Origin of the sequence: Odoribacter splanchnicus DSM 20712 (assembly GCF_000190535.1) — a bacterium.
GTDB classification, from domain to species: Bacteria; Bacteroidota; Bacteroidia; order Bacteroidales; family Marinifilaceae; genus Odoribacter; species Odoribacter splanchnicus.
In genome coordinates, this window is the sequence record NC_015160.1 from 4,265,097 (window position 1) to 4,288,875 (window position 23,779).

The following is a 23,779-nucleotide window of genomic DNA, read 5'->3' on the forward strand; positions in this document are numbered from 1 at the left end:
AGTGATCCTAAGGAGACTTTCAGTGCTGATACCGTGGTTTTAAATATCCTGAGGTCTGAAATTGATTATTATTTTTAGCTTCGTCGGTAAAAGTTGTGCAACGTGAATGAATAAAGAAATCCTTTTTGAAGATATCAGGTGTGGGAATTTGAGTGCTTTTGAGGCATTATTTCGGCAGTATTATCCCTCTATGTGTGTGATTGCCGGAAAATTGGTCGCTAACAGGGAAGTGGCAGAGGATATTGTACAGGATGTTTTTATCCGTTTATGGGAAAAAAAGGCGGAATATGACAAAATACCGGATTTCAGGACTTTTCTTTACGTTGCAGTGCGTAATCTTTGTTATAATTACCTGAGAGATAAAAAGAAAACGATCGATTTTTCCCAGATCGAACTGTCTGATAAACAACTTTCTTTTCAAGAACAACTGATACAGGAAGAAACATATCGCTTGATCTCTAATGCAATTGCGGAATTACCTGTACAAAGTGGAAAAATTATGCGGCTGGCTCTCGAGGGAAAGCAAAATAAAGAAATCTCGGAAATATTGGGAATCGCAGTTACTACTGTAAAAACCCTGAAATACAACGCACTGAAAATGTTGAAAAATTCCCTGAAAGGTTATTTCCCCGTGTTGTTGTATATTTTATTCCGGAAAAAATAAAAAAAATGATTCCCATTCATCCTTTTACAATCTTTGTGTGTTCTTAGGACAGAATCTTGAATGTACAATGAAATGGAGTATCAGGAAGAATACCGGATGGCAGATCTGATCAGAAGACAGTGGTTAGGTATTATCACCGCTGAAGAGCAGGCAGAACTGGAAGCTTGGAGCTTACAAGAGGAGCATGCCCGTCTTTATGCAAAAATCAGGAACCAGGCCGAGTTGCAAAAGAGAAATTTATATGTGGACGGATTGGATGTAGACGGAGTGTGGCATAAACTTCGGGAACAGATTGCTGACGTTCCTGTACGAAAACGCCGTTTCTTCACCCGTTACCGGGTGGTAGCCTGTCTGCTGTTATTGATCGGTGTCGGGACTTTACTGGTGTATAACCGGTATAGCCGTTTGCAGCCTTCAGACTTATTGGTCCAGTCCATTCATCCGGGATCTTCGAAAGCAGTTCTGATTACGAACGAAGGCAAACAGATTATTTTGCAGGATTCCCTGAACCAGGAAATTCAGGTGGATGAATCGGTGACTGTAAAGAATACCGGTCTGTTGGCGGAATATTGTCTGCAAGATTTACAGGCCGCAGAACAGGCCGAAATCAAGTACAATACGATCGTTGTACCCCGTGGTGGGGAATATGAAGTTCGGCTACCGGATGGGAGCTATGTGTGGATGAATGCTGATTCGGAAATTCGTTTTCCGGTCGTATTTACGGGGCAGACCCGGCAGGTCAGTTTAAAAGGAGAGGCTTATTTTAAAGTGGAAAAAGATAGCTTGCATCCTTTTATCGTGAATGTATACGATAAATTGAAAGTAGAGGTATTGGGGACAGAGTTCAATGTGCAGGCTTATTCGGGGGATGAGGTGGTAAAAACGACGCTGAATTGTGGAAAAGTCAGGGTTATGATGGGGAAGGAAGCTTTGGAACTGGCACCTGATCAACAGGCAGTCTGTGACTTACGGCATCGGAGATTTCACAAAATAGAGGTGAATGCAAACTATTTTTCGGCTTGGAAGGACGGTAAATTTATTTTTGAAGATGAACCTCTGGAAAATATTTTGAACAGTCTGGCCCGGTGGTATAATATTTCTGTTTTTTATCAAAACGAGGAACTCAAAAATTTTCATTTTACCGGAGATTTGGAGAGGTACGATGATTTTTCCGTCGCTTTGCGGATGTTGGAAAAAGCCACTAATATACGGTTTCTGGTGACCGGTCGCACTGTCGTAGTTCAAATAATATAACAATTACCTGATATAATGATGAATGGGGGTGAGAAAGCGGCTTACCCGGCTTTTTTCATGTCTTAACTTAACTAAAATAATCAGCTTATTTATGGGAGAAACAATCGTAGAAGCCCGGCACTTATCGCATCGTTATGCAACACAGTGGGCTATTCAAGACATTAATTTCGAAATCAGTCAGAGGGGGATTTTGGGGTTATTGGGTTCTAACGGAGCAGGTAAATCGACGACGATGAATATTATCTGTGGGGTTTTGAATCAGACCGAAGGGGAGGTTTTTATCAACGGTATCAATTTGAGGACCGATCCGGTAGAGGCCAAGAAGTATATCGGTTTTTTACCGCAACGGCCACCTTTATATCCGGAATTATCCGTTGATGAATACCTGACTTATTGTGCCCGTCTGCGGCTGATGGACGCCCGGGAAATCCGGCAGGCAGTAGATACGGCCGAAGCTAAATGCGGCATTACACATTTTAAAAAGCGGTTGATCGGAAATTTGTCCGGGGGTTATCAGCAACGGGTGGGAATTGCACAGGCAATCGTTCATAATCCGCGCTTTGTGGTACTGGACGAACCGACTAACGGGCTCGATCCGGTGCAGATCGTAGAGGTCAGACACCTGATTAAGGAGATCGCTGCTGAACGGGCAGTTATGCTTTCTACCCATATCTTGTCGGAAGTACAGGCCACCTGTGATAAGATCAAAATGATAGAACACGGTCATATGATTTTTTCGGGTACGATGGAAGAATTTAATAATTATGTAGAACCTTGTTCTTTTTTGGTGACTTTCGGTAATCCGCCGGCTCCGGAAGAATTGAAAAATATCGATGGCATTTCGGAAGTCGAACCGTTGACCCTCAGGGAGTATCGCGTATATTTCACAGCTCCGGCCGGTATTACACAACAGGTCATTGCCCGGAGTGTAGAGAAAGGATGGCAATTGGAAGAAATTTGCCTGGAGCGGGAATCGCTGGATACCATTTTTGCACGTTTATCTAAGAATAGTAAATGATATGAGGCTCAAAGATTTCAATATAGTTTACCAAATCGCCCGGACAGAATTGAGGGTTATTTTTTATTCTCCTGTAGCCTGGTTGATTTTGGTGGTATTTGCCGTACAATGTGGGTTTTCGTTTTGTGACGTGATCTGGCCGGCGATAAAGAGCCAATCTTTAGGATATGAGGTTCAGGCTCTGACGGGTAGTGTGTTTACGAGCGGAAAAGGTATTTTCCCGGTGATGCTGGAACACTTGTATTTTTATATTCCTTTGCTGACCATGGGACTGATGAGCCGGGAATTCAGCAGCGGCTCTATAAAGCTATTGTATTCTTCTCCGGTGACTAGTGCCCAGATTATCCTGGGAAAATACTTGTCGGTTATGATTTATTGTGCCGTTTTGCTGGGGGTGATTTTAGTATATGTCGGTCTGGGGGCTTTGACGATCGGGCATATGGACGGTACGCTGATTTTTTCGAATTTTTTGGGTATGTATCTGCTGATTTGTGCTTATGCTGTCATCGGGCTGTTTATGTCCTGCCTCACTTCCTATCAGGTAGTGGCTGCTATCGGAACTCTGGCTTTTTTATCTTTTTTGAATTTTATCGGCGGAGTGGGACAGGAGATACCTTTGGTCCGGGATATTACTTATTGGCTGGCTTTGAACGGTAGGGTAGGCCTTTTTGTCGCCGGCATGATCAATACGGAAAACTTAATTTACTTTTTGGTGGTGATCGCTGCTTTTCTCTTACTTTCGGTCTGGCGTTTACAGGCGGTAAGAGAAAAACAGCCGGGGAGGAAAAAAATACTGAAATTAACGGGATTGGCAGTAGGAGTCGTTGTGCTCAGTTATGTTTCGTCACGTCCTTTTCTTACCTGGTATTGGGATACGACCGCTACGCAGAGTAATACTATTTCTGTTCTTTCACAGGATTTACTCCGGCAATTGAAAGGAGAACTGAAGATCACTACATATGTGAATTTATTGGATGCCAATTATGAGAGTGGGCTGCCAGCGGCACATAAAAAGGATTTCGAACGTTTCCGCCCTTATGCCCGCTTTAAGCGGAATTTGAAACTGGATTATGTGTATTATTATGATTATGCCGGATATAAATATCTGGACGAATTGTATCCCGGGTTGTCGGACCGGGAAAGGGCTGAAAAAATCTGCCAGGCTAAGGGCTTGGATTTCGGTATGTTTCTGACGCCGGAAGAGATTCGCCGGAAGATCGATCTGAGCGGAGAATCGAATCATTTTGTCCGCCAGGTGGAATGGAACGGTGAACGGAAGACCTGGTTACGGGTGTATAAAGATATGTATGTATTCCCCAGTGAGCAGGAGATGACTGCTGCTCTGAAAAGGTTGTTGGTAAAACCGCCCAAATTGTGTTTTCTGACCGGATACGGCGAACGGAATAGTACGAATAAGAGAGAAATGGATTATAGTTTTTTTTCCTCTGAGCTGTCTTTGCGGAGTGCTTTGATCAATCAAGGGTTCGATGTGGAAGATTTCTCTCTTTCCGGAAAGGAGAGAATTCCGGATGAAGTGGATATTTTAGTAATAGCCGATGTAAGAAGTAAGATCCCGGAGGGAGATTTCCGGATGATCTGCGAATATATTGAACGCGGGGGAAATTTGTTTTTGCTGGGTGAACCGGGTACGCAGGAATTTATAAATCCGTTGGCAGAATTGATTGGGGTGAGATTCCGGAATGGGATGCTGTTACAGGCCAGGGAAGGATATTTACCTTCTTTGACAATTGCCGGAATGGATCCGGAGGGGGATGAAAAGTTCCCGGTTTTCCAGAAAATGCGGCAATATGGTTTTTGTTTTGCTTTACCTGGTTGTACAGGTCTGGAAATACAGAAAAAGGGCTTCGGGATAACACCTGTTGCCTGTGTGGGGGATTCCATCAGTTGGCAAGTGAACCGGTTGTATGCAGAAGATGCTTTGAAGGGTCTGAATCATCCGGGCCCGGCCGAAGGGAAAGTACTGCCTGTCATTGTCGCCCTGGACCGTAAGGTCGGGGATAAAGAACAGCGGATTTTAGTTGCCGGGGATGCCGATTGTATCAGTAATGCAGAGCTGACCCGGGCCCGGCAGGGAGTTAAGACTGCTAATTTCACTCTGGCTACCGAATCTTTCCGCTGGTTGGCCCGGAATGAATTTCCGGTATTGCTCCCCAGTATACCTCCCCGTGACAACGAATTGTATTTGGGACGGAAGGATATGCCCTGGCTGAAATTCGGAACCATGGGATTGCTGCCCGGTCTTTTGGCCCTGGCTTATGGAGTGGTTCACTACAGAAGAAAAAGAAATTAAGATTAAAAGAAAGTTCAAATGAAAACGATTTTTAGAATAGCACAGACAGAACTTCGTTTGTTTTTCTATTCACCGATAGCCTGGCTGATCCTGATCATTTTTGCTTTTCAGGCCGGAATGGCATTTTGTGATACTTTTAGCTATCAATTGCAGAATAAAGCTTTGGGACGGGGGCAGATTCCTTTCCAGACAGTGATTTTATTGTTGGGGGATAGCGGTTCGTTCTTCAAGGTGCTGAATAATCTGTATCTGTATATTCCTTTACTGACAATGGCATTGATGAGCCGGGAATATAGTTCCGGTTCTATCAAGTTATTATATTCTTCGCCGGTAACTAATTTTCAGATTATCGGGGGGAAATTTCTTGCTATGATGTTGTACGGCGGATTGATGCTGGTAATTTTGCTCCTGCAGGTGGTGTTTGCTTTTATTTTTGTGAAAAACCTCGATATTCCGCTGATATTGTCCGGGTTGCTCGGTATTTATCTGGTTTTGTGTGCTTATTCGGCTATCGGTCTCTTTATGTCTACCCTGACTTCTTACCAGATCGTGGCAGCGGTCGGTACACTGGTGATACTTACCTGCTTGAATTTTGTAGGCGGACTTTGGCAGGATATTCCTGTCGTACAGGAGATTACCTGGTGGCTGTCTTTGTCGGGACGGGCCAAAACGTTTACGGCAGGACTGATATGCAGTGAAGATGTCGTGTACTTTGGGGTGGTGATCGGATTATTTTTGACCTTGTCTGTTTTGAAATTGCAATCGACCAAGCAGCATTATTCCTGGTGGTGGCGGTGGGCACGTTACGGGGGAGTGGTTTGTATCGCTCTGGGAATCGGATACCTGACTTCGAAACCGATGTTCATGTGTTATTATGATACGACGGAAACCGAACACAATACCATCACCCGCGAAGGCCAACGGGTCATGAATCTGATCGACGATCAGCTGACTATTACCATGTATGTCAATTTATTGGATAAAAGTGCTCCGGCAGGGATGCCGGAGAATCAAATGTCGAACCTCCGGGAATTGAAACCTTTTCTACGTTTTAAACCCGATACCCGCTTGAAATATGTCTATTTTTATGATAGCACCGATCATAGCCGTTTCCGTGGGGCTACGGCTTCTTTACCTTTGAGGGAACAAATGCTGAAAATATGTGATGACGAGGACCTGGATCCGGAATTTTTTCTGTCTCCGGAAGAAATTCACCGGCAGATCGATCTGACCTCCGAAGGAAACCGGATGATTTATCTACTGGAACGGGCGAACGGCCGGAAATCTTTTCTGCGTTTTTACGACGGCATGGATATCCGCCCCAGGGAAACAGAGATTACGGTGGCCTTGAAACGGTTGGTGACCGATGCTTCCAGAATAGTTTTTCTGACCGGACACGGGGAGCGGAGCTTGTATTGGAATGATAAAGGTGGATTATATTCACTGATTCAAAGAAACGGCCGGAATGCTTTAGTGAATCAGGGGTTTGATGTAGATACCCTGAATTTGACCGGCCGGACGGTTATTCCCGAAGATATCGATATTCTGGTGATTGCGGCTCCTGAAAAAAGATTGTCCCCTCAGGAACAGGGATTACTGGATTCATATATAGCTAAAGGAGGTAATCTGATCATTACCGGTGAACCGGGTAAACAAGAATTGATGAACGGGTTGGTGAAAAATCTGGGAATCGGCTTTAAGGAAGGAATAATCCTGCAACATGAGGAGGCCGACTGGGAGGAAGATTTTATTGTCGGTGATATCGCTGAATCCGGGGCACAACAAACCGGAGTCGGTGCAGGGCTTTTAGCCCGGCAATACCAAGTCGCTTTTCCGGGTACTACGGCTTTGTCGTTCAATGCAGGCTACGGATTTCAGGGGGTACCTATCGTGGAATATGCCGGGGATACGCTTATGCTGGCTTTGAAACGGCAGCTGGGAGGAGAAGAACAACGTATTATCGTTTCCGGGGATGCCGATTGGTTCAGTACCGAAGGACTGGCTTTACGGAAAGACGATGTCCGACTGAATAATTTCGGGTTATTCATGGAGATGTTGCATTATATGACTTATCAGCAATTCCCGGTGGATAATAGCCGTCCATCTCCTACGGACGATACCCATTATCTCGATATTGCCGATATCGGATGGATAAAAGGTCTTTTTATCGGCCTGATTCCTTTACTCGTCTTGGGAGGAGCGATAGGATTCCGGCTGAAACGGAAAAGGCAATAATGTGAAAATTATCTTAAAAAAGTATCTTTTTTATTCATCCCTTTCTTGGATTGATGTGTTCTATATATCGAAAAACGGAAGATTATTGGGGATAATCTTCCGTAAGAACTCAGCAATTAACGGGGTGTCGTTACTATCATTAACTACTAAGCATGTAAAATTATGAAAAAAAAGCGAAATTTTTTACTGAAAAGTATTTTGCTGCAGTTAAATTTCTCTCTGGAAAAGGCGGGGATTTTACTGGTACTGGTGTTGGTGTTTTCCATCCAGGCAAAAGCTTATTCTCAGACGCGTATTACTGCAAAAAGGCAGGGGGTTACAATTGACGAGGTTTTAAAAGAGGTCCGGGAAAAGTCCGGTTACCGTTTTTTATACCGGGTAGAGGAAGTAAACAGATATGGCAAAAGAGATATAGATGTGAAAGATGCGGAAGTCGAAGATTTTCTGGGACAATTACTGCAAAATACGGATCTCACCTATGAAGTGGAGAATGAGGTCATTATTATCCGGCCGGAAAAACAACGGCAGGACTCCCGGGTGAATGTACAGGTGGTCAGAGGAAAGGTGACCGATGAAAATAACCTGGCTTTACCGGGAGCTACGGTTTTATTGAAGGGGACATCCTACGGAGTAGTCACTGATTCACACGGGAAATTTACGATGGAAGTCCTGGAAAGGGATACGGTTACTTTACTGGTATCGTTTGTAGGGATGGAAACGAGGCTTGTAAACCTGAAAAAAGGGCAAACGGAAATATTGGTTTCGCTTGAACCGGATATCAAAGAGATGAAAGAAGTCGTGGTGACCGGGTACGGGAATGTCCGTAAAACAAGTTTTACCGGAAATTCGGTTACAGTGACCAAAGATGAATTGATGTCCGTTTCGAAATCGAATGTCATCAAGGCATTACAGGCTTTCGATCCTTCATTCCGTATTCAAACCAATAACGATTGGGGGTCCGATCCGAATGCACTGCCCGAAATGTATGTGCGGGGAAGGTCGGGTATCAGCGGTGTAAAGGAATTGGACCGTGATCCTTTGACGAAATCGGCTCTGAAGGATAATCCCAACTTACCGACCTTCATCATGGATGGTTTTCAGATCAGTGTGGAACAGTTATACGATATGGATCCTAACCGTATTGAAAGTATTACCATATTGAAAGATGCTGCGGCTACGGCTTTGTATGGTTCCAGGGCTGCCAACGGTGTGGTGGTGATTACGACGGTGGCTCCTCAGATGGGTAAGCTGAATGTGTCCTATAATTTTACAGGGGATGTTACGGTACCCGATCTGTCGGATTATAACCTGATGAATGCACGCGAGAAACTCGAAACGGAAGTGGCGGCCGGAGTATTCGAAGATCTGGCTAAAGATAATCCTTTGGGAGCCGAACAACAATATTATGCTAAACTGGCTTCCATTACCAGAGGGGTGGATACTTACTGGTTATCGAAACCGTTACAGACCTCTTTCAATCACAAACACAGCCTGAGCATCGACGGCGGATCGGATAATTTCCGTTTCGGCATACAATTGAGCTACAATAATGAAGACGGGGTGATGAAAGAGTCTTTCCGGAACCGGGTGGGAGCCGGCGTATATCTGGATTACCGGATCGGTTCATTCCAGCTCAAAAATATGGTCACTTATACCAATACCCGTTCGCAGGAGTCTCCTTACGGGGCTTTTTCCGACTATACCGGTTGTCAGCCTTACGATCCTTATAAGGACGACGAGGGGAACTATCTGGAAAATCTGCCCAATTGGGACGGAAAGAATGAAAAACGCCCTAATCCTCTTTATGAGGCGACTTTATCCAATTTCGATAAATCCAAATATGAAGAGTTTGTCGATAATCTGGGTATCAACTGGAATATAACTACCGGTTTGTTATGGAAAACTCAATTCAGCCTGACGCGTAAGATTACCGATACGAAACGTTTTCTGGATCCGTTGTCTTCGAAAAATACAACTCCCCAGACTGCAGAAAATCCTTCTTCCGGCGAATTGAATACCAGCCGGGGAAATGAGTTCTACTGGGATCTGAGTTCAACCCTGTCTTATAACCGTTCTGTCGAAAAACACCATATCAATTTGTTGTTGGGGGTGAATGCCCGCTCTGCCAAAACCGATAATATTTCGGCTTCTTACCGGGGATTCCCTTCCGGGGCTTTGAGTTCTCCGAATTATGCCGAAGAAATTGTTTCCAAACCGGTAAGTTCCGATAATTCTACCCGGCTGATCGGTTTCCTGGGAACCCTGAATTACAGTTATAACGATGTGTATTTGCTGGATGCTTCGGTACGTATGGACGGTTCTTCGGAATTCGGGGCGGATAAACGGTTTGCTCCCTTCTGGTCTGCGGGGACCGGTGTCAATATTCATAACTACGGTTTTATGAAAGGACAAACGGTTATTGACCAGTTGAAAATACGGGCTTCATACGGACAAACCGGGAAAGTGAATTTTCCGCCTTATGTAGCCCGAACGACTTATAAAATGTTTACGGACGGTTGGTATAAAACCGGTTTCGGCGGTACCCTCTATGCTTTGGGGAATACAAACCTAACCTGGGAAACGACGAATACCTGGGATGCCGGTGTTGAACTGAGTTTATGGAAACGCCTGCTTTATATCAAAGCTTCTTATTATCAGAAAAAAACGGTGGATCTCGTCAATTCGGTGACGATTCCGAGTTCGACAGGTTTTACCACTTATATGGATAATATCGGAGAGGTGGAAAATAAAGGATATGAACTGGAATTCCGGAGCGAAGTAGTCCGTCGAAAAGATCTGTTTGTAGCTGTTTTCGCTAACCTGGCCCACAATGAAAATAGAATCCTGAAAATATCGGAGAGTCTGAAGGCTTACAATGACCGGGTAAAAGACCATTTTGCCAACAGTAACCGGTTCGACGGTTCGAATACCCAGCCGTTTACTCAATATGTCGAAGGAGGATCCCAGACGTCGATTTGGGGAGTTCCCTCACTTGGAATCGATCCTGCTACCGGAGAGGAGATTTTTATCCGCCCGGACGGAAGCATTACCAATACCTGGAATACGAACGATCAGGTGGTCTTGGGGGATACGGAACCCAAAATACAAGGTACTTTCGGGTTGAATGCCACTTATAAAAATCTGAGTTTGTATATGACTTTTATGTATGAAGCCGGCGGCCAGATATACAACAGCACTTTACGTGACAAAGTAGAAGATGTGAATGTATACACCTCTAATGTCGATAAACGGGTGTTCTCCGAACGTTGGCAAGAACCGGGGGATAAGGCTCGTTACCGTAAGCTGACCAGCGGAGTGGGCGGCAGTATTATGCGTACCCGTCCGACTTCCCGTTTTGTCGAGGATAACAATGTATTGACCCTGAACTCTATTTCTCTGGGCTATGATTTCGACGCCGGGCAGAAGTGGATGAAGACGATCGGCTTGAGTATGCTGCGTTTTGAGATCGGTGCGAACGATGTTTGCCGTTGGTCGTCGGTGAAGGTGGAAAGAGGATTGAATTATCCTTATGCCCGGAGTTTTAATTTTTCGCTGAAAGCTGCTTTCTAATTTTTAAATTTTGAATTATGAAAATATATCATTGGATAATAGCCTGTTGTTTACTGTTGCCATTGGGAGGTTGCAGTAATTGGCTGGATGTGATTCCGGAGGATTCTGTGGATGAAAAAGATTTGTTTTCCACCGGAGAGGGATACCGGAATGCGTTGAACGGCGTATACCGCCAGATGTCTCAGACTTCGATGTACGGGCAGCAGATGAGCTGGGGATTTATTGATGTTTTGGGACAGTTGTACAATACTCAAAAATTGTCGAATTATTCGGCATATGGAATCGCGGGAAAGAATTATGCTTACCGTGATGAAACAGTGAAGTCGGTGATTCAGGTTATCTGGTCGAATACCTATAATTCGATTGCAAACTGTAACAATATTGTCGGGCGGATTACCGGGGAGGATCCCTCTAAATTCAGAGGAGGTGAGGCAGAACAGCATATGATCCAGGGGGAGGCGCTGGCTTTACGGGCTTTCCTGCATTTTGATTTACTGCGGCTTTGGGCTCCGGCACCGGTGACCAATCCTTCGAGAAATTACATGCCTTATTTCGAGAATTATCCTTCTACCTACGAACCGGATAAAAGTGTACAGGAGATTTTGTCGCTGGTCGAACGGGATTTGCTCCAGGCCAAAAACTTAGTAGCTCCGTTCGATACACTACCCGACAAATCGATGTTGGTGGCTGAAAAACGGATTAAGAATAACTGGGTGAGCAGTTCGGTAACCGATTTGTTTTTCCTTTACCGGGGATTCCGTATGAATTATTACGCTGTTATAGCCCAGCTGGCCAGGGTTTATAATTATATGGGCGAATATGAAAAAGCCGCTCATTGTGCACAAGAAGTACTGGATGCCTATGCAGAAGAATATGCTGCAGTTTGTTTCCAGTTGTCAAAGAAGGAGGAGGTACAGAACAATGATCGGAAACGGTATAAAGAAGTGATTTTTGCCCTGTCGAACGAATTGAACCTGGATAATTATGAGCCTTATTATACGACGAGTTCCGACCGACTTGTACTGGCCGGATATCCCGGTATTTTCGACGATGAGGCAGATGTGAGGAAAGAGTATTTGACAGAGACTTCGGGAGCCGACCGGATCTGTAATAAATATATTTTACCGACCAATAATACCTTGGAATATACGCAAACCGAGGATTTGATTCCGCTGATCCGGGTGAGCGAGATGTATTTTATTCAAGCCGAATATCTTTACCGGAAAGGAGAGACTCAGGCCGCTATCGAACAACTGGATCAGGTACGTGTTGCCCGGGATTGTACTAAAGGACGGCTGACGGTTTCCAGCCTCGACGATTTTAAAAAGATACTGATCGATGAGGCCCGGCGTGAATTTATGCAGGAAGGGCAGTTGTATTATTATTTTAAACGTTTGAACATAAAACCCCTGGAATCTATGCCTGACGATGGTTTTGTATTTCCTCTGCCGGATAATGAAGTGATCAATTAATGTTAATCGTGAAAATTATGAACAGATACATATTTATCGGTTTGCTGTGCTTCGTGATCGGAGCCTGTACCCATCATACAACCGGATTTTACGAAGGGCCGCGGTATTTGTCTTTCGTCAATGAAAAAGGAGCCGATACTGCATTTATTTCTTTTGCCAATTATCCCGGAGCATCGACTCATGAAGTTGCTTTTGTTTTGAAGCTGACCGGAAATATACTGGAAGAGGATTTGACTTACCGCCTGGAAGTAGTGGATAGTCTGACGACTGCAGGAACGACTGACTACCAACTTCCCGAACACCTGGTTTTCCGGAAAGACCGGGTGACGGATACGCTGGTAGTGACTGTAATGAATTCGAATCCCTTGTTGACAGAACAGACTTTATCAGTTGGTTTGCGGATCGTTGCAAACGAGCATTTCCGGCCCGGTCTGGATGGGCAACAAAGAGCCAAACTGACCTTTACCGCTGTGAAGAGCAAGCCGGAATGGTGGAAGGGAGAATTGGAGTCCTTGATATTGGGAGAGTATTCATCCAAAAAAATGGAGGAGTTTATCTTGTGCACAGGGGTGAATACCCTGGAAGGGGGTCGAACTTTCTGTTGCCAGAGCGTATACCTTACAATTTAAACGGTATTGCATAGAACATAATATTATGTGGGACGATAATGTGACTCCGATGGTTGATAAAATCCCTTGTTATTAATTTATAATTCCGATACCTATGAAAAATAAAATATATTTATTGTATTGGCTGCTGGCTTTTCTGTCTGTAGGGTGTTACGACGACAAAGGCAATAACGATTATCGTTTTGTAAATACGATCGAGGTGGAACCTTTCGGGCAGGATTCCTATCCCTGGGCAGCTCTGGGAGATACGGTCCGGTATAAACCGGTTCTGCATTTTGCAAGCGGGAACGGGGACGAACTCGATTTGGCATATGAGTGGACATTTGCCGGTAAAACGATCGGAGACGAACTTAACCTGGAATGGATTGTAGATACTGTAGCTACGGGACAGGTGATCCTGAGGGTAACCGACCGGGCAAACGGATTGGTATACAGCAATCAGAAATCGCTCCGGATAGATTCTCCCTATAAAAGTAAAGGCTGGATGATTTTGTCTGAGAAGAACGGTCAGTCTTCTCTGGGGTTTGTCCGGGAAATGATTACTGCTTACGAGATGGATGATTTAGGGATATATTGTGTTTTTGATAATCAGACTTTCCCGGATGTCTACGAAGAAACGAACGGGGAAGTATTGGGTAGTGGTCCGGTCCGGATAACCGAGCATTTTTCCCGGACTGCTCCGGGATCGTTGCTGATTTTACAACAGGGAGCTCCGGGCTGTATCGATATCGACGGGAATACTTTATTGCGCGATATTTATCTGTCGGAGACTTTTATGGACGGAGTATTCCCGGAACAGTTCGAACCGGTGAATGCAACCTGGATGCATTGGCTGGATGTCATTGAAAATAAAGATGGACGGTTGTATACCCGGTTGAAGTATTCCGATGCCTTGTTTAATTCGGGTTATTTTATTACCGAGCCTGTTCTGGTCGGTGAAGAAGAGGTGCGTGGACATTTGTTGGATTGTGATTGGCAGGCGGTAGGGTATACCGTGGTACACGACCGTGGAACGGCTGCAAATCCCCGTAACCGTCTGGCAGCTGTTTTTGATTTCCGTGATTTTTGGGGGGTGAACTACGCCGGATATGCAGCTGTTTTTCCGGAAGCCGACAAGGGATGGCCTGACGGTTTTGTTCCTCTGAACGATTTGGGGGATCATGAGTTGATCTATTTCAGAGGATGGGGGGATTGGAGTGGTGGATATTATTATATGATACTTAAAACTCCCGGAGGAAAATACTTACAACAGACCTTTACTTTAAAACGTTCGACAGCAGAATTGTACTATGAGGAGGGTAGCCTTGCTGTTCAGGAATTACCGTCCGGATTCGTGTATGAGGATTGTTTACCCTATGTTTTGTCGACGGATAAGTACCTGTTATTGATGAAAGGAAACGACATGTACTATTACAATTATGCTTCTCCGGGAGACGGTGTGTCGTTTTATTGGCATTTCGATGCTCCGGTAAAACATATGACTGCATCGGTTCAGGGACATCCTCAGCTGGGATGTGCTTTGGCGAACGGGCAGTTTGTTATTCTGAATGTGAAGCTCATAAAGAACAGACCGGAAGAGAAGCGCTTGTATTGGCAGACTCCTGCTGAGGTCGATTTGGGAAATCCGGTATCCTTGATTTATAAAACTTCCGGTCAGTTATAGTCCGGATCTGCATAAGACGGTTCACAGATGTCCTGGCATCTGTGAACCGTCTGTATATCGTTTGGGGAGGCTGATAAAGGGAGGAAACGGTGTCGTTTTGTGTAAATCAGATATAAAAAGCGAGTATGTTGAAAATACGATGATGCAAGAGCTGCCTGAGTTTTTTCAGAGAACGGTATTTCAGAACTTTCACCGTATTCTCGGAGATGGATAATTCCCGGGCGATTTCTTCATTTTTCAAGCCTTGAAGACTGAGTTGTATGATGGCCGCACTTTGTGGAGCTAAAGTATTTATCGCATTGAAAAGCAGACGGTTGCTTTCTTCCTCGACGAGAATGTTGAAAAAATTGTTTTCCTCTTCTTCGGGCAGGAGATGAAAGTGTTGACTTGAACGTTTGCGATTCCGGATCAGATTTAAAGACTGATTCCGGATCATAGTATATACGAAACTTCGTAAACAGGTGATGTCCTGATAGTGCCTTCTGTTTTCCCACAGGCGGATCAATACTTCCTGCACAATATCTTCCGCCTCTTGTACATCGTTGACATAACGGTTGGCTAAAGCACAAAAAAAGAGATAATTTTCTTTTGTGAATTTTTCCAGAGCTTTTTCATCTCCTTGTTTTATCCGTGTAAATAAAAAGTCATTCCCCATACCCCTCAGGTAATTCTGCGCCTAAATTAATCTTTTGGAGAGGAAACAGAAAAATAAATGAAAAAAAAAATGTACAGGTGTAATCTTTTTCTTAAAAAATGGTGTCTTTCTGATAAAAGATGAAAATATGGATACGAGTAGATTGAATCATATTGCCGGATTGATTGCCAGAAAAGGATCGGGAGGGAAGCTGACCGGGACCGAACAACAGGAATTGGAGGAGTGGATACGAGCTTCCCGGATGAATAGAGAGAGTTACGATCGGATTATTTCGGGAAGGGGAGTGATACGTTTGATGGAATTGGAGAAACAGATCGATACCGACCGCTCTTTTAAGAAATTGACGGTCAGGTTGAAGTGGCGTTGCTGGAAGCGCCGTATACTGACGGCAGGTGTTGCTGCGATGGTCATGATCGGAATTATGTCGGCTTTTTGGTGGTGGGAACAGGAAGGGATAACTGTTCCGGAGTCGGCCGGGCAACCTGGAATAAAGCCGGGAGGAAACTGTGCTGTTTTAGTATTGGGTAATGGTTGTCGGGTGGATTTACAAAAGGATTGTGATACGTTACAGCTACCTGGAATTTCCTGGGACCACCGGAAGGGAACGATCGTATATGACGGTCGGGAGAATAAAACCGGCTGGCCGGAGAGGAATACCTTGATGGTTCCGTTACGGGGAGAATATCGCTTGGTTTTGGGCGATGGTACGAAGGTATGGTTGAATTCCGCTTCTAGCCTGAATTATCCGGTACAGTTTGCAGAAAAAGAACGGTGCGTAGAATTGGACGGGGAAGCTTACTTTGAAGTGACTCCTGATCCGGAGAGACCTTTTATCGTAAAATCCGGAGACGTACAGACCCGGGTATTGGGAACGGCTTTCAATTTTTCTGCATACCGGGGAGAAAATGCATCGACGATTACTTTATTGACGGGAAAAGTGGCTGTTTCGGCTCCGGGACATGCTGAGCGTGTGTTATTGCCCGGACAACAGTTGAAATATGATGCAGAAAACCGGAAGACTGTAATAAAAGAGGTCGATGCCGAAGACTTCGTCGTCTGGAAAGACGGTTTATTCTTGTTCAATGATTGTGGACTGGAGGAAATCATTCCCCGCTTGAGTCGGTGGTATGGGGTTACCTTTCATTATGACAGGGAGAAATTCGGCGATCTGAAATTTTATATCAAAACCCGTCGTTATGAAGATATCGGGACAATATTGAATCTCTTGAAATTAACTGAAAATGTGACTTATTCGATAGAAGGCAACGAGGTGACTCTTTATCGGACAGGGGAAAATAAATAACAAGGAGTGAGGCAACACTCCTTGTTGGATACTAATAAGCAACCCTTTAGCGGGTATTTATTAACTCTAATTACAAAATTATGAAAAAAAAGCAGATTTATTTTTCTTCCGGAGGAGGAAAATTGAGGAAAATGACGTTAATCATGAAAATGACGGTTATCTTTTTGTTGTGCGCTAATTTAGTGATGGCTACCGAATCTTTTGGACAGGAAAAGTATTCTTTTTCTTTGAATCGGGTGACACTGGAGGAAGCCTTGAATCAAATATTGCAGAATTCCGGATATTATATCGTTTATACGGTAAACGATATCCGTAAGATTGCCGATGTTTCTCTGAATATGGAACAAGTCACTATAGAGCAGGCTTTGGATCGGGTGTTGTCGCTGAATGGATTGAAGTACACGGTCAGTGAAAATGCAATCGTTATTGCTAAGGATGCTTCGGCGGTAAAAAATTTGCAGAGTGAACAGATGAAAGTGCAAGGTACGGTAAAGGATGAAAAGGGCTTGCCTTTGCCGGGGGCTTCTGTTTATTTGAAGGCAGAAAATACCTTGGGGGTAACTACCGATATCGGAGGACATTTTGAATTTAAAGTACCTGCCGGCTTGAAGGGGAAGGTGGTATTGGTGATTTCTTTCATCGGGATGGAGACAGTGGAGCTTCCTTTAGACGGGCGTGAACATTATGAGATATCGATGAAACCGGAAATAACTTCTTTGGATGACGTACTGATCACCGGCTATCAGACGATTTCCCGGGAACGTGCGACGGGAGCGTTCGATATCGTCGACAAGCGGCAGTTGGAAAAACCGGCTTCCGATTTATCATCCCGGCTGATCGGAACTACAGCAGGCGTTCAGGCTACTCTGACAGAAGATGGAAAAGCCAGTCTGGAAATCCGGGGACGCTCGAGCTTGAATGCCAACGCTCAACCGCTGATTGTCGTGGACGGTTTCCCTGTGGAAGGAGGATTCGAAACGATTAATCCGAATGACGTGGAAAGCGTTTCTATACTAAAAGATGCTGCAGCTGCTTCAATTTGGGGAGCCAGATCCGGTAACGGCGTGATTGTGGTCACTACCCGCAAAGCGGCCAAAGGAGATAAACTGAATGTCGCCTTTAATACTTTTTTGCGCTTCCGGCAGAAAATAGATTTGGATTATGCCAATCCTACTGCCGCTTCTGCAGATCAGATCCGCTACGAAGAAATGATTTTCGGAAAATATGGGGTTGCTTTGAATGAAGGGATTTTCTCAGAAGATGATGTGGCCGGAAAATGCTATACCTTAGCACAAATCGCTTTGAATGAAGCCCGGCTGGGAAATATTTCCGAAGACACGAAAAGGCTCCGTTTACAGGAATTGCAGGAGACGGATTATAAGGATGACGTTTATAAACATTTGTTGAGAAATCCTTTTTTGCAGCAATACAATTTATCCGTATCCGGAGGAGGAGAAAGAGTCGGTGTCATGACGTCGTTATTGTATGAAAAAGACAAAACCCATTATATTGGTACACAGGATGAAAAATATATGCTCAATATGCGGATGAACAGCGATATTTGCAAGTGGCTGAAATTAGATATTTCCGGAATGTTCCAATATGTGAAAAAGCAGAATAACGGAGCCGTCCTCCATGCATCCGATGAAAACGATATCGCGATAAGCGATCTTTCTCCTTATGAACACCTGACAAACCGGGACGGTTCTTATACACATATTGTCCGCGACTATTACCTGCCGGCCATGGAGCGGTTGGTCGGTAATGGCTTTCCTTATTCCGACTGGTTTTATAATCCTTTACAGGAAATCAGAAGCCGTGACCGTTCGACTAAGGACATCAAGGCCCGTTTCCAGGCTGCACTGACCCTGAAATTATGGGAAGGCTTGAATTTCTCCTCTTCGTTACAATATGAGATTTTTAATTCCAAAAGGCGGGATCTTTACAAAGAGGATTCCTGGGTAGTCAAAAATCCGGTGAATTATTATACCGAATATAACGATGCAACAGGAGTCGTCGGGAAATCGGCCTATCCGACAGGGCAGTTTCTGGACCAATACACTTCGGAAATGCAAGGGTATACTTTTAGGAATCAGGTAAATTTTAACCGGACTTTCAGGAGACATGATTTTAATGTTGTGTTAGGAACCGAATTGCGGCATCGCCGGACAACTTCCTATACCTCTCCCCGGGTATACGGCTACAATGACGAGACGCTGACTTCCAAACTTTTCCCTAACGGAACCGGTAAGCTGGCGATAAAAGACCTCTTCGGGAATACGATTACAGTCGATGATTATGCAAGTACCTTTACATTTAACACCGATCGTTTCTTTTCTCTATATGGCAATGCCGCTTATACTTTCGATAATAAATACACGATCAGTGGGAGTGTCCGGACAGATGCGTCGAATTTTATTACGGACGATCCTAAATATCGTTATGCTCCTTTTTGGTCTGTGGGAGGAATGTGGAATCTGGGACAGGAAAGTTTTATGAGCGATTATTTGTTTATCGATTGGCTGCGTCTGCGTTTGACCTATGGGTACAATGGAAATGTAGACACTTCTACCTCGTTTAAACCTTTGGTGAGTATCGGTTCGGTTGAGAATGTTTATAAACATGAGATTACCGGTAGTATTGCGAGTTTTGGAAATCCCGAACTTCGCTGGGAAAAGGTCGGGAGTGTAGATATCGGAATCGATTATTCTTTCTGGGGAGGTAAACTGGCCGGAAAACTGGATTATTACCGGAAGTACAGTAAAGATCTGATCGCGACGATTTCTATTTCTTCGGCCAACGGGACAACCAGTCAAAAGTTGAATAATGCGGAAATGCTGAACAGTGGGATCGAACTGGAAGTAGGAAGCCAGCTCGATATTATAGGAAAAGATATCCAATGGTATGGTAATGTCAACTATGCTTATAATTTGAACCGGATAGAAAGATTATTTGTTACCGATAATAGTGCAAAGACTTATTTGAGAGGTGACTTTAAAGAGGGAGAAAATGCCAGTACGATATATGCCTGGCATTATGCCGGGGTAAATAAGGACGGTATCCCTTGTGTGGAGGAAGGGAGTAGTCCTGACGGCTTGAGGCCGATGAACACCGTTTACGACAATACTTCGGATGCAACCGGCTGGCTCAGGCCACAGGGCGTAAAGGTGGCTCCCCATATTATGGGGCTGACTACCGGTTTTAAGGTTTATAATTTCGATCTTTCTTTGATTGTTACCGGAAAATTCGGTCATAAATTCAAACGTTCTTCTTTCAATTATCCGACAATGGGAAAGACCGGAACTTCGAAAATCTGGGTACATAAAGATGTAAGTAAATTATTGGACGGGGATAAGGCTATGCCTCCCTTGCTGACGGATACCGAAGACTCCAATCAAATGTATTACGATAGTTATTATACGGATGCGATGGACTATCTGTACCATAATGCCAATCATATTCGTTTCCAGGAATTGAATCTGACCTGGCATATCCCGGAGGTATGGTTACAGAAAATAGGTTTCCGGACCGCTGCCGTTTATGGACAGATCAATAATCTGGGTTTGATTACAGCGAATAAATATAAAAATGACCCGGAATTCCCGGAGGGTACGGTCAAACCGGAACGTTCTTTTATTGTTGGGGTAAAATTTAATTTTTAAAAAAAGGATATGGAAAGATATATAAAAATTGCAGGAGGAAAAATGAGAGTGATTTTATGCCTTCTGGTATGGATGTTAGTCGGAGCTGCTTGTGACAGCTTTTTGGATATAGCTCCTTCGAAAAAGACAAATATCGAACTGTCGAAAGTGGAACATCTGGATGCTTTGTTGGCTGCAATCAATACGACAACCGGCAATACCAGCCTGGTGTTAAGTCCGGATATTACGGAAATTTCAACGGATTTGTACGATAAAACCAATAACGGAGCTCCGTTTTATCAACATGGTATCGCTTATTATCTGTGGATGAATCAGGAGGTGGCCGATTTATCGGGTTCCGGAACCTGGAGTAGTGCTTATAAAAATATTTTTACGGCAAATACGGTATTGGAAAATTTGAGTCGGGTGACAGGAGATGAGGCCTTGAAGGCTGATTTGAAGGCCGAAGCTCATTTTATCCGTGCTTTTCAGAATTGGGAATTGCTGAATACTTATTGTCTTCCCTATAGCCCGGAAAATATGAAAGAACCGGGAATACCTCATAAGACATCCACCAGTTTCGAGCAGTCGTTGGTCCGGATGAATCTGGAGGAATCTTATCGTTTTGTCGAGGAAGATTTGAAAGAAGCACTCAAAATTACGGTCGATAATGTTAATCGGAGGTGGCGGGTAAGTATTCCTGCCGTTCATAGTTTTCTGGCCCGCTTTTATCTTTTCTGCCATGATTACGATCAGGCATTGAAATATGCAGATTTGGCTCTTCAGGCAGATGCCCGTCTGGTGGATTATAGTACGGAAATGTATTATGGTAATGAACAGAACTCCAGTCAGGGACCACTACAAGTACCTTATCTGTGGTGGGAAGCCATTTACGATCCTTCTGTAAAATTAGAGTGGGCGGAGTTTTATTATCAGTATTTCCTTTCTGCTTCCTGTGCCTATTTCTGCCCTAGCCGGGAAATGTTGAAATTGTATGATAAGGAAAATGATTTGCGGTATAAATATTTGATGTGTGAGAATTTTTCATGGAGGCATAATATCAAATATACTTATCCCGGATATGTTTATTTCAGAACCAGTATACCTTATGGAACTACGGTACAGGAAATGATACTTACGAAAGCGGAATGCCTGGCTCGTCAGGGAAAGTTTCAGCAAGCCATGGAAACGGTGAATATATTGCGGGCTAAAAGGATTGCACCCGGACCGGAGGTTAAGTTGTCGGCAGCGACAAAGGAAGAAGCTATTGCGAAAATTCTGGAAGAGAGAGTACGGGAGCTGACCTGGGGACTGAGGTGGTTCGATATCCGGCGGTTGAATTACAACGAAACGACTTTGGATGATGTGAACCTGAAACGTATATTCTATTCACATGACGGTTTGATTGTAAATAAAGAATCCCAGCCGATAGAGTATCGGTTGGAATTAAAAGATCGTCGGTTTGCCGAACCTATAAACAGTAATGAGATTTATCTGAGCCGGGGTCAAATTCAACAGAATACTTATTGAGGATTTTGATATTTAAGCTTGTAATAAATTCTTATTACTTAGGAATATTCAGTAAATGTCCCTATAAAATACAATGGCATATGAAGATGCCCCAGTATAATCACTTCATATGTCATTTTTATTGTCATTTTTCTGTATTTTCCCATATACTCTTATAGGCAGGACATGACGTTCCGGAAGAAGTCTGACGACCTCTTCTGATTTTTCGTTAAAATCATATCATGCTGCTTTCAGCGCTCTGTTCCTGACCTTATCTATCATCAGTATGGCATTTGCCGTATGTATTCCAAAGAAAATCCAAAGGATTTCCGTCTTCCTGTTCCGTGCCTTTATCCTTGAGAGTGAGTAATGTTGCTTTTGAGTGCCGAAGCTGCCTTCAAGCCTGGTGGCCCTTTCTTTGGAGAGTTCACTTCTGAGAACCTTTCTCAAGGATTCATCCCTGGCCGCCCTTCCCTTGCGTACAAAGGATGTTGATATTCCATATTTTGTACAGAACTTTCGGTTGGCATTATTGGCATATATGGAATCGGCAGCCACGCATCTTACCCTCACATTCATGAGCTTCTGCTGCATGCGGATGCAGTCCTTCAGGCGTATACCTTCGTTGAAAGCCTTGAACGAAAGATGTTCGATGAACGATATGCCGTCTATCTGTATGTTGTTGACCTTCGCACCGAACTCGACGGACTTTGTTTCCTTGCCTCTTACAATGGGACGTACATAATGACGGTCAATGCTGACGATGCGGTCCCTGACCTTCTTCCCTACAAACATTTCCTTTTCCTGTACAAGAACCTTTCTGATGATGGAAAGACGTTTCTGGTAATCCTGGGTATAGCGGAGTAAGGTTCCGTACTCTCGATGAATCTCATCCCTCTGTATGAGGAGCTTTTCAAGAAGCCTGATCATACGACGCTTGAGCATTTTTGTCCTCGAAGCCTTCCTTTTTCTTTTCTTGCAGTAGGACAGATAGGACTCCGCTACATTCCTGTATTTGTTGCGGGGACGTCTTATGCCAGGTTCCACACAATGCCTGCAGATATATCTATAGAGCCATTCAAGGCTTTCCCAAAGGAGTTTCATGTCAGTAGGATAACGCATATGGCTTTCATAGCATGTGGCATCGGCCATACAGACGTGAAGGCTGTCAAGATAGGGTTTCCAGTGTGAAGCCAGCACTTCCTGGAGGGAATCAATATCAAGACGGGACGCTATCTCATTGCGGATAGCACTGACTATCTTGTAGTTGGTTATGGGGAAGGACGGATTTATCATAATCCCGCAGAACATCTGGTAGTGTATGTTCCCGTTCAGATGTTCCACCAGCTGCCTGTCAGAGAATCCGGTGTATGCCTTCAGGACCATAAGGGCAATCTTTGCGCAGGGACTGAATATATTCCTGCGCCCCAGATGCTGGTCCGACAAGCCCACAGTCTTTGCTATATGCTCAAATGGAAATACCGAATGAAGCCTGCCAAGCTCACTCTCATGAAAACTTTTGCGGTATCTTTCCAGAATATCAAATTCTGTAAACCCCAAAGTAGGGTGAATTTCTGAAATATTTTGTATCTTAGCCATATCTTAGTCAGGGTATTTCCCCCGTTTTGGCTGCCAAACCTTATTTGCGGGGGAATACCTAAAGATACAAAAAAGCCAACTAATTCGCAATATTTTATGTATGAATTAGTTGGCTAATTTTATAGTATTTACTGAATGTCCCTAAAAAGAAAACGATCGATTTTTCCCAGATCGAACTGCCTGATAAGCAACTTTCTTTTCAAGAACAACTGATACAGGAAGAAACATATCGCTTGATCTCTAATGCAATTGCGGA

Annotated in this window: 14 protein-coding genes; 12 read left to right on the forward strand and 2 right to left on the reverse strand. The window is 44.0% G+C overall.

What is annotated here, in order from left to right; all coding sequences use genetic code 11:
- Window positions 1-106: 106 nt before the first annotated feature.
- The 9 genes from ODOSP_RS18110 to ODOSP_RS18150 all read left to right on the forward strand — a co-directional run bounded on the left by ODOSP_RS18110 (window position 107) and on the right by ODOSP_RS18150 (window position 14,816).
- Entirely contained in the window at window positions 107-664 is a 558-nt protein-coding gene (locus tag ODOSP_RS18110) for an RNA polymerase sigma factor (RefSeq protein WP_013613716.1), read from the forward strand.
- Between the two features lie 72 nt (window positions 665-736).
- On the forward strand, window positions 737-1,918 hold the full coding sequence (locus ODOSP_RS18115) for a FecR family protein (RefSeq protein ID WP_049782952.1): 1,182 nt from the start codon (window positions 737-739) through the stop codon (window positions 1,916-1,918).
- 91 nt (window positions 1,919-2,009) lie between these two features.
- On the forward strand, window positions 2,010-2,936 hold the full coding sequence (locus ODOSP_RS18120) for an ABC transporter ATP-binding protein (protein WP_013613718.1): 927 nt from the start codon (window positions 2,010-2,012) through the stop codon (window positions 2,934-2,936).
- A 1-nt stretch (window position 2,937) separates the two neighbouring features.
- Entirely contained in the window at window positions 2,938-5,247 is a 2,310-nt protein-coding gene (locus tag ODOSP_RS18125; RefSeq protein WP_013613719.1) for a Gldg family protein, read from the forward strand.
- 18 nt (window positions 5,248-5,265) lie between these two features.
- On the forward strand, window positions 5,266-7,482 hold the full coding sequence (locus tag ODOSP_RS18130) for a Gldg family protein (RefSeq protein WP_013613720.1): 2,217 nt from the start codon (window positions 5,266-5,268) through the stop codon (window positions 7,480-7,482).
- A gap of 162 nt (window positions 7,483-7,644) precedes the next feature.
- On the forward strand, window positions 7,645-11,052 hold the full coding sequence (locus ODOSP_RS18135) for a SusC/RagA family TonB-linked outer membrane protein (protein ID WP_013613721.1): 3,408 nt from the start codon (window positions 7,645-7,647) through the stop codon (window positions 11,050-11,052).
- Between the two features lie 17 nt (window positions 11,053-11,069).
- The gene (locus tag ODOSP_RS18140; RefSeq protein WP_013613722.1) at window positions 11,070-12,524 is read left to right on the forward strand and encodes a RagB/SusD family nutrient uptake outer membrane protein; all 1,455 of its coding nucleotides are present in this window, start codon (window positions 11,070-11,072) and stop codon (window positions 12,522-12,524) included.
- 17 nt (window positions 12,525-12,541) lie between these two features.
- Window positions 12,542-13,153 carry a DUF4843 domain-containing protein gene (locus ODOSP_RS18145; protein ID WP_013613723.1) on the forward strand — a complete coding sequence of 204 codons (612 nt, stop codon included), beginning with the start codon at window positions 12,542-12,544 and terminating at the stop codon, window positions 13,151-13,153.
- 94 nt (window positions 13,154-13,247) lie between these two features.
- The gene (locus ODOSP_RS18150; protein WP_013613724.1) at window positions 13,248-14,816 is read left to right on the forward strand and encodes a PKD-like family lipoprotein; all 1,569 of its coding nucleotides are present in this window, start codon (window positions 13,248-13,250) and stop codon (window positions 14,814-14,816) included.
- A 106-nt stretch (window positions 14,817-14,922) separates the two neighbouring features.
- Here ODOSP_RS18150 and ODOSP_RS18155 read toward each other — a convergent pair whose 3' ends face one another.
- Entirely contained in the window at window positions 14,923-15,471 is a 549-nt protein-coding gene (locus tag ODOSP_RS18155; protein ID WP_013613725.1) for an RNA polymerase sigma factor, read from the reverse strand.
- A gap of 127 nt (window positions 15,472-15,598) precedes the next feature.
- Between ODOSP_RS18155 and ODOSP_RS18160 the strand changes: the two genes are divergently transcribed.
- The 3 genes from ODOSP_RS18160 to ODOSP_RS18170 all read left to right on the forward strand — a co-directional run bounded on the left by ODOSP_RS18160 (window position 15,599) and on the right by ODOSP_RS18170 (window position 21,945).
- A complete protein-coding gene (locus ODOSP_RS18160; RefSeq protein WP_013613726.1) occupies window positions 15,599-16,774 on the forward strand; it encodes a FecR family protein in 1,176 nt (391 codons plus the stop codon).
- A gap of 80 nt (window positions 16,775-16,854) precedes the next feature.
- Window positions 16,855-20,436, forward strand: coding sequence for a SusC/RagA family TonB-linked outer membrane protein (locus ODOSP_RS18165; protein WP_013613727.1), 3,582 nt, complete (start codon window positions 16,855-16,857; stop codon window positions 20,434-20,436).
- A gap of 9 nt (window positions 20,437-20,445) precedes the next feature.
- Complete coding sequence (locus ODOSP_RS18170; protein WP_013613728.1) at window positions 20,446-21,945, forward strand: RagB/SusD family nutrient uptake outer membrane protein; 1,500 nt, start codon at window positions 20,446-20,448, stop codon at window positions 21,943-21,945.
- Window positions 21,946-22,164: 219 nt separating this feature from the next.
- Here ODOSP_RS18170 and ODOSP_RS18175 read toward each other — a convergent pair whose 3' ends face one another.
- Window positions 22,165-23,523 (reverse strand): transposase, encoded by a 1,359-nt coding sequence (locus ODOSP_RS18175; RefSeq protein ID WP_013613729.1) that lies wholly within the window; start codon window positions 23,521-23,523, stop codon window positions 22,165-22,167.
- Window positions 23,524-23,779 lie beyond the last annotated feature (256 nt).

Excerpts from the sequence above, each read along its gene's own strand:
- ODOSP_RS18160 (WP_013613726.1), top strand. The coding sequence starts at position 15,599 with ATGGATACGAGTAGATTGAATCATATTGCCGGATTGATTGCCAGAAAA.
- ODOSP_RS18165 (WP_013613727.1), top strand. The coding sequence starts at position 16,855 with ATGAAAAAAAAGCAGATTTATTTTTCTTCCGGAGGAGGAAAATTGAGG.
- ODOSP_RS18170 (WP_013613728.1), top strand. The coding sequence starts at position 20,446 with ATGGAAAGATATATAAAAATTGCAGGAGGAAAAATGAGAGTGATTTTA.
- ODOSP_RS18115 (WP_049782952.1), top strand. The coding sequence starts at position 737 with ATGGAGTATCAGGAAGAATACCGGATGGCAGATCTGATCAGAAGACAG.
- ODOSP_RS18150 (WP_013613724.1), top strand. The coding sequence starts at position 13,248 with ATGAAAAATAAAATATATTTATTGTATTGGCTGCTGGCTTTTCTGTCT.
- ODOSP_RS18145 (WP_013613723.1), top strand. The coding sequence starts at position 12,542 with ATGAACAGATACATATTTATCGGTTTGCTGTGCTTCGTGATCGGAGCC.
- ODOSP_RS18130 (WP_013613720.1), top strand. The coding sequence starts at position 5,266 with ATGAAAACGATTTTTAGAATAGCACAGACAGAACTTCGTTTGTTTTTC.
- ODOSP_RS18110 (WP_013613716.1), top strand. The coding sequence starts at position 107 with ATGAATAAAGAAATCCTTTTTGAAGATATCAGGTGTGGGAATTTGAGT.
- ODOSP_RS18175 (WP_013613729.1), bottom strand. The coding sequence starts at position 23,523 with ATGGCTAAGATACAAAATATTTCAGAAATTCACCCTACTTTGGGGTTT.
- ODOSP_RS18120 (WP_013613718.1), top strand. The coding sequence starts at position 2,010 with ATGGGAGAAACAATCGTAGAAGCCCGGCACTTATCGCATCGTTATGCA.
- ODOSP_RS18135 (WP_013613721.1), top strand. The coding sequence starts at position 7,645 with ATGAAAAAAAAGCGAAATTTTTTACTGAAAAGTATTTTGCTGCAGTTA.
- ODOSP_RS18140 (WP_013613722.1), top strand. The coding sequence starts at position 11,070 with ATGAAAATATATCATTGGATAATAGCCTGTTGTTTACTGTTGCCATTG.
- ODOSP_RS18125 (WP_013613719.1), top strand. The coding sequence starts at position 2,938 with ATGAGGCTCAAAGATTTCAATATAGTTTACCAAATCGCCCGGACAGAA.
- ODOSP_RS18155 (WP_013613725.1), bottom strand. The coding sequence starts at position 15,471 with ATGGGGAATGACTTTTTATTTACACGGATAAAACAAGGAGATGAAAAA.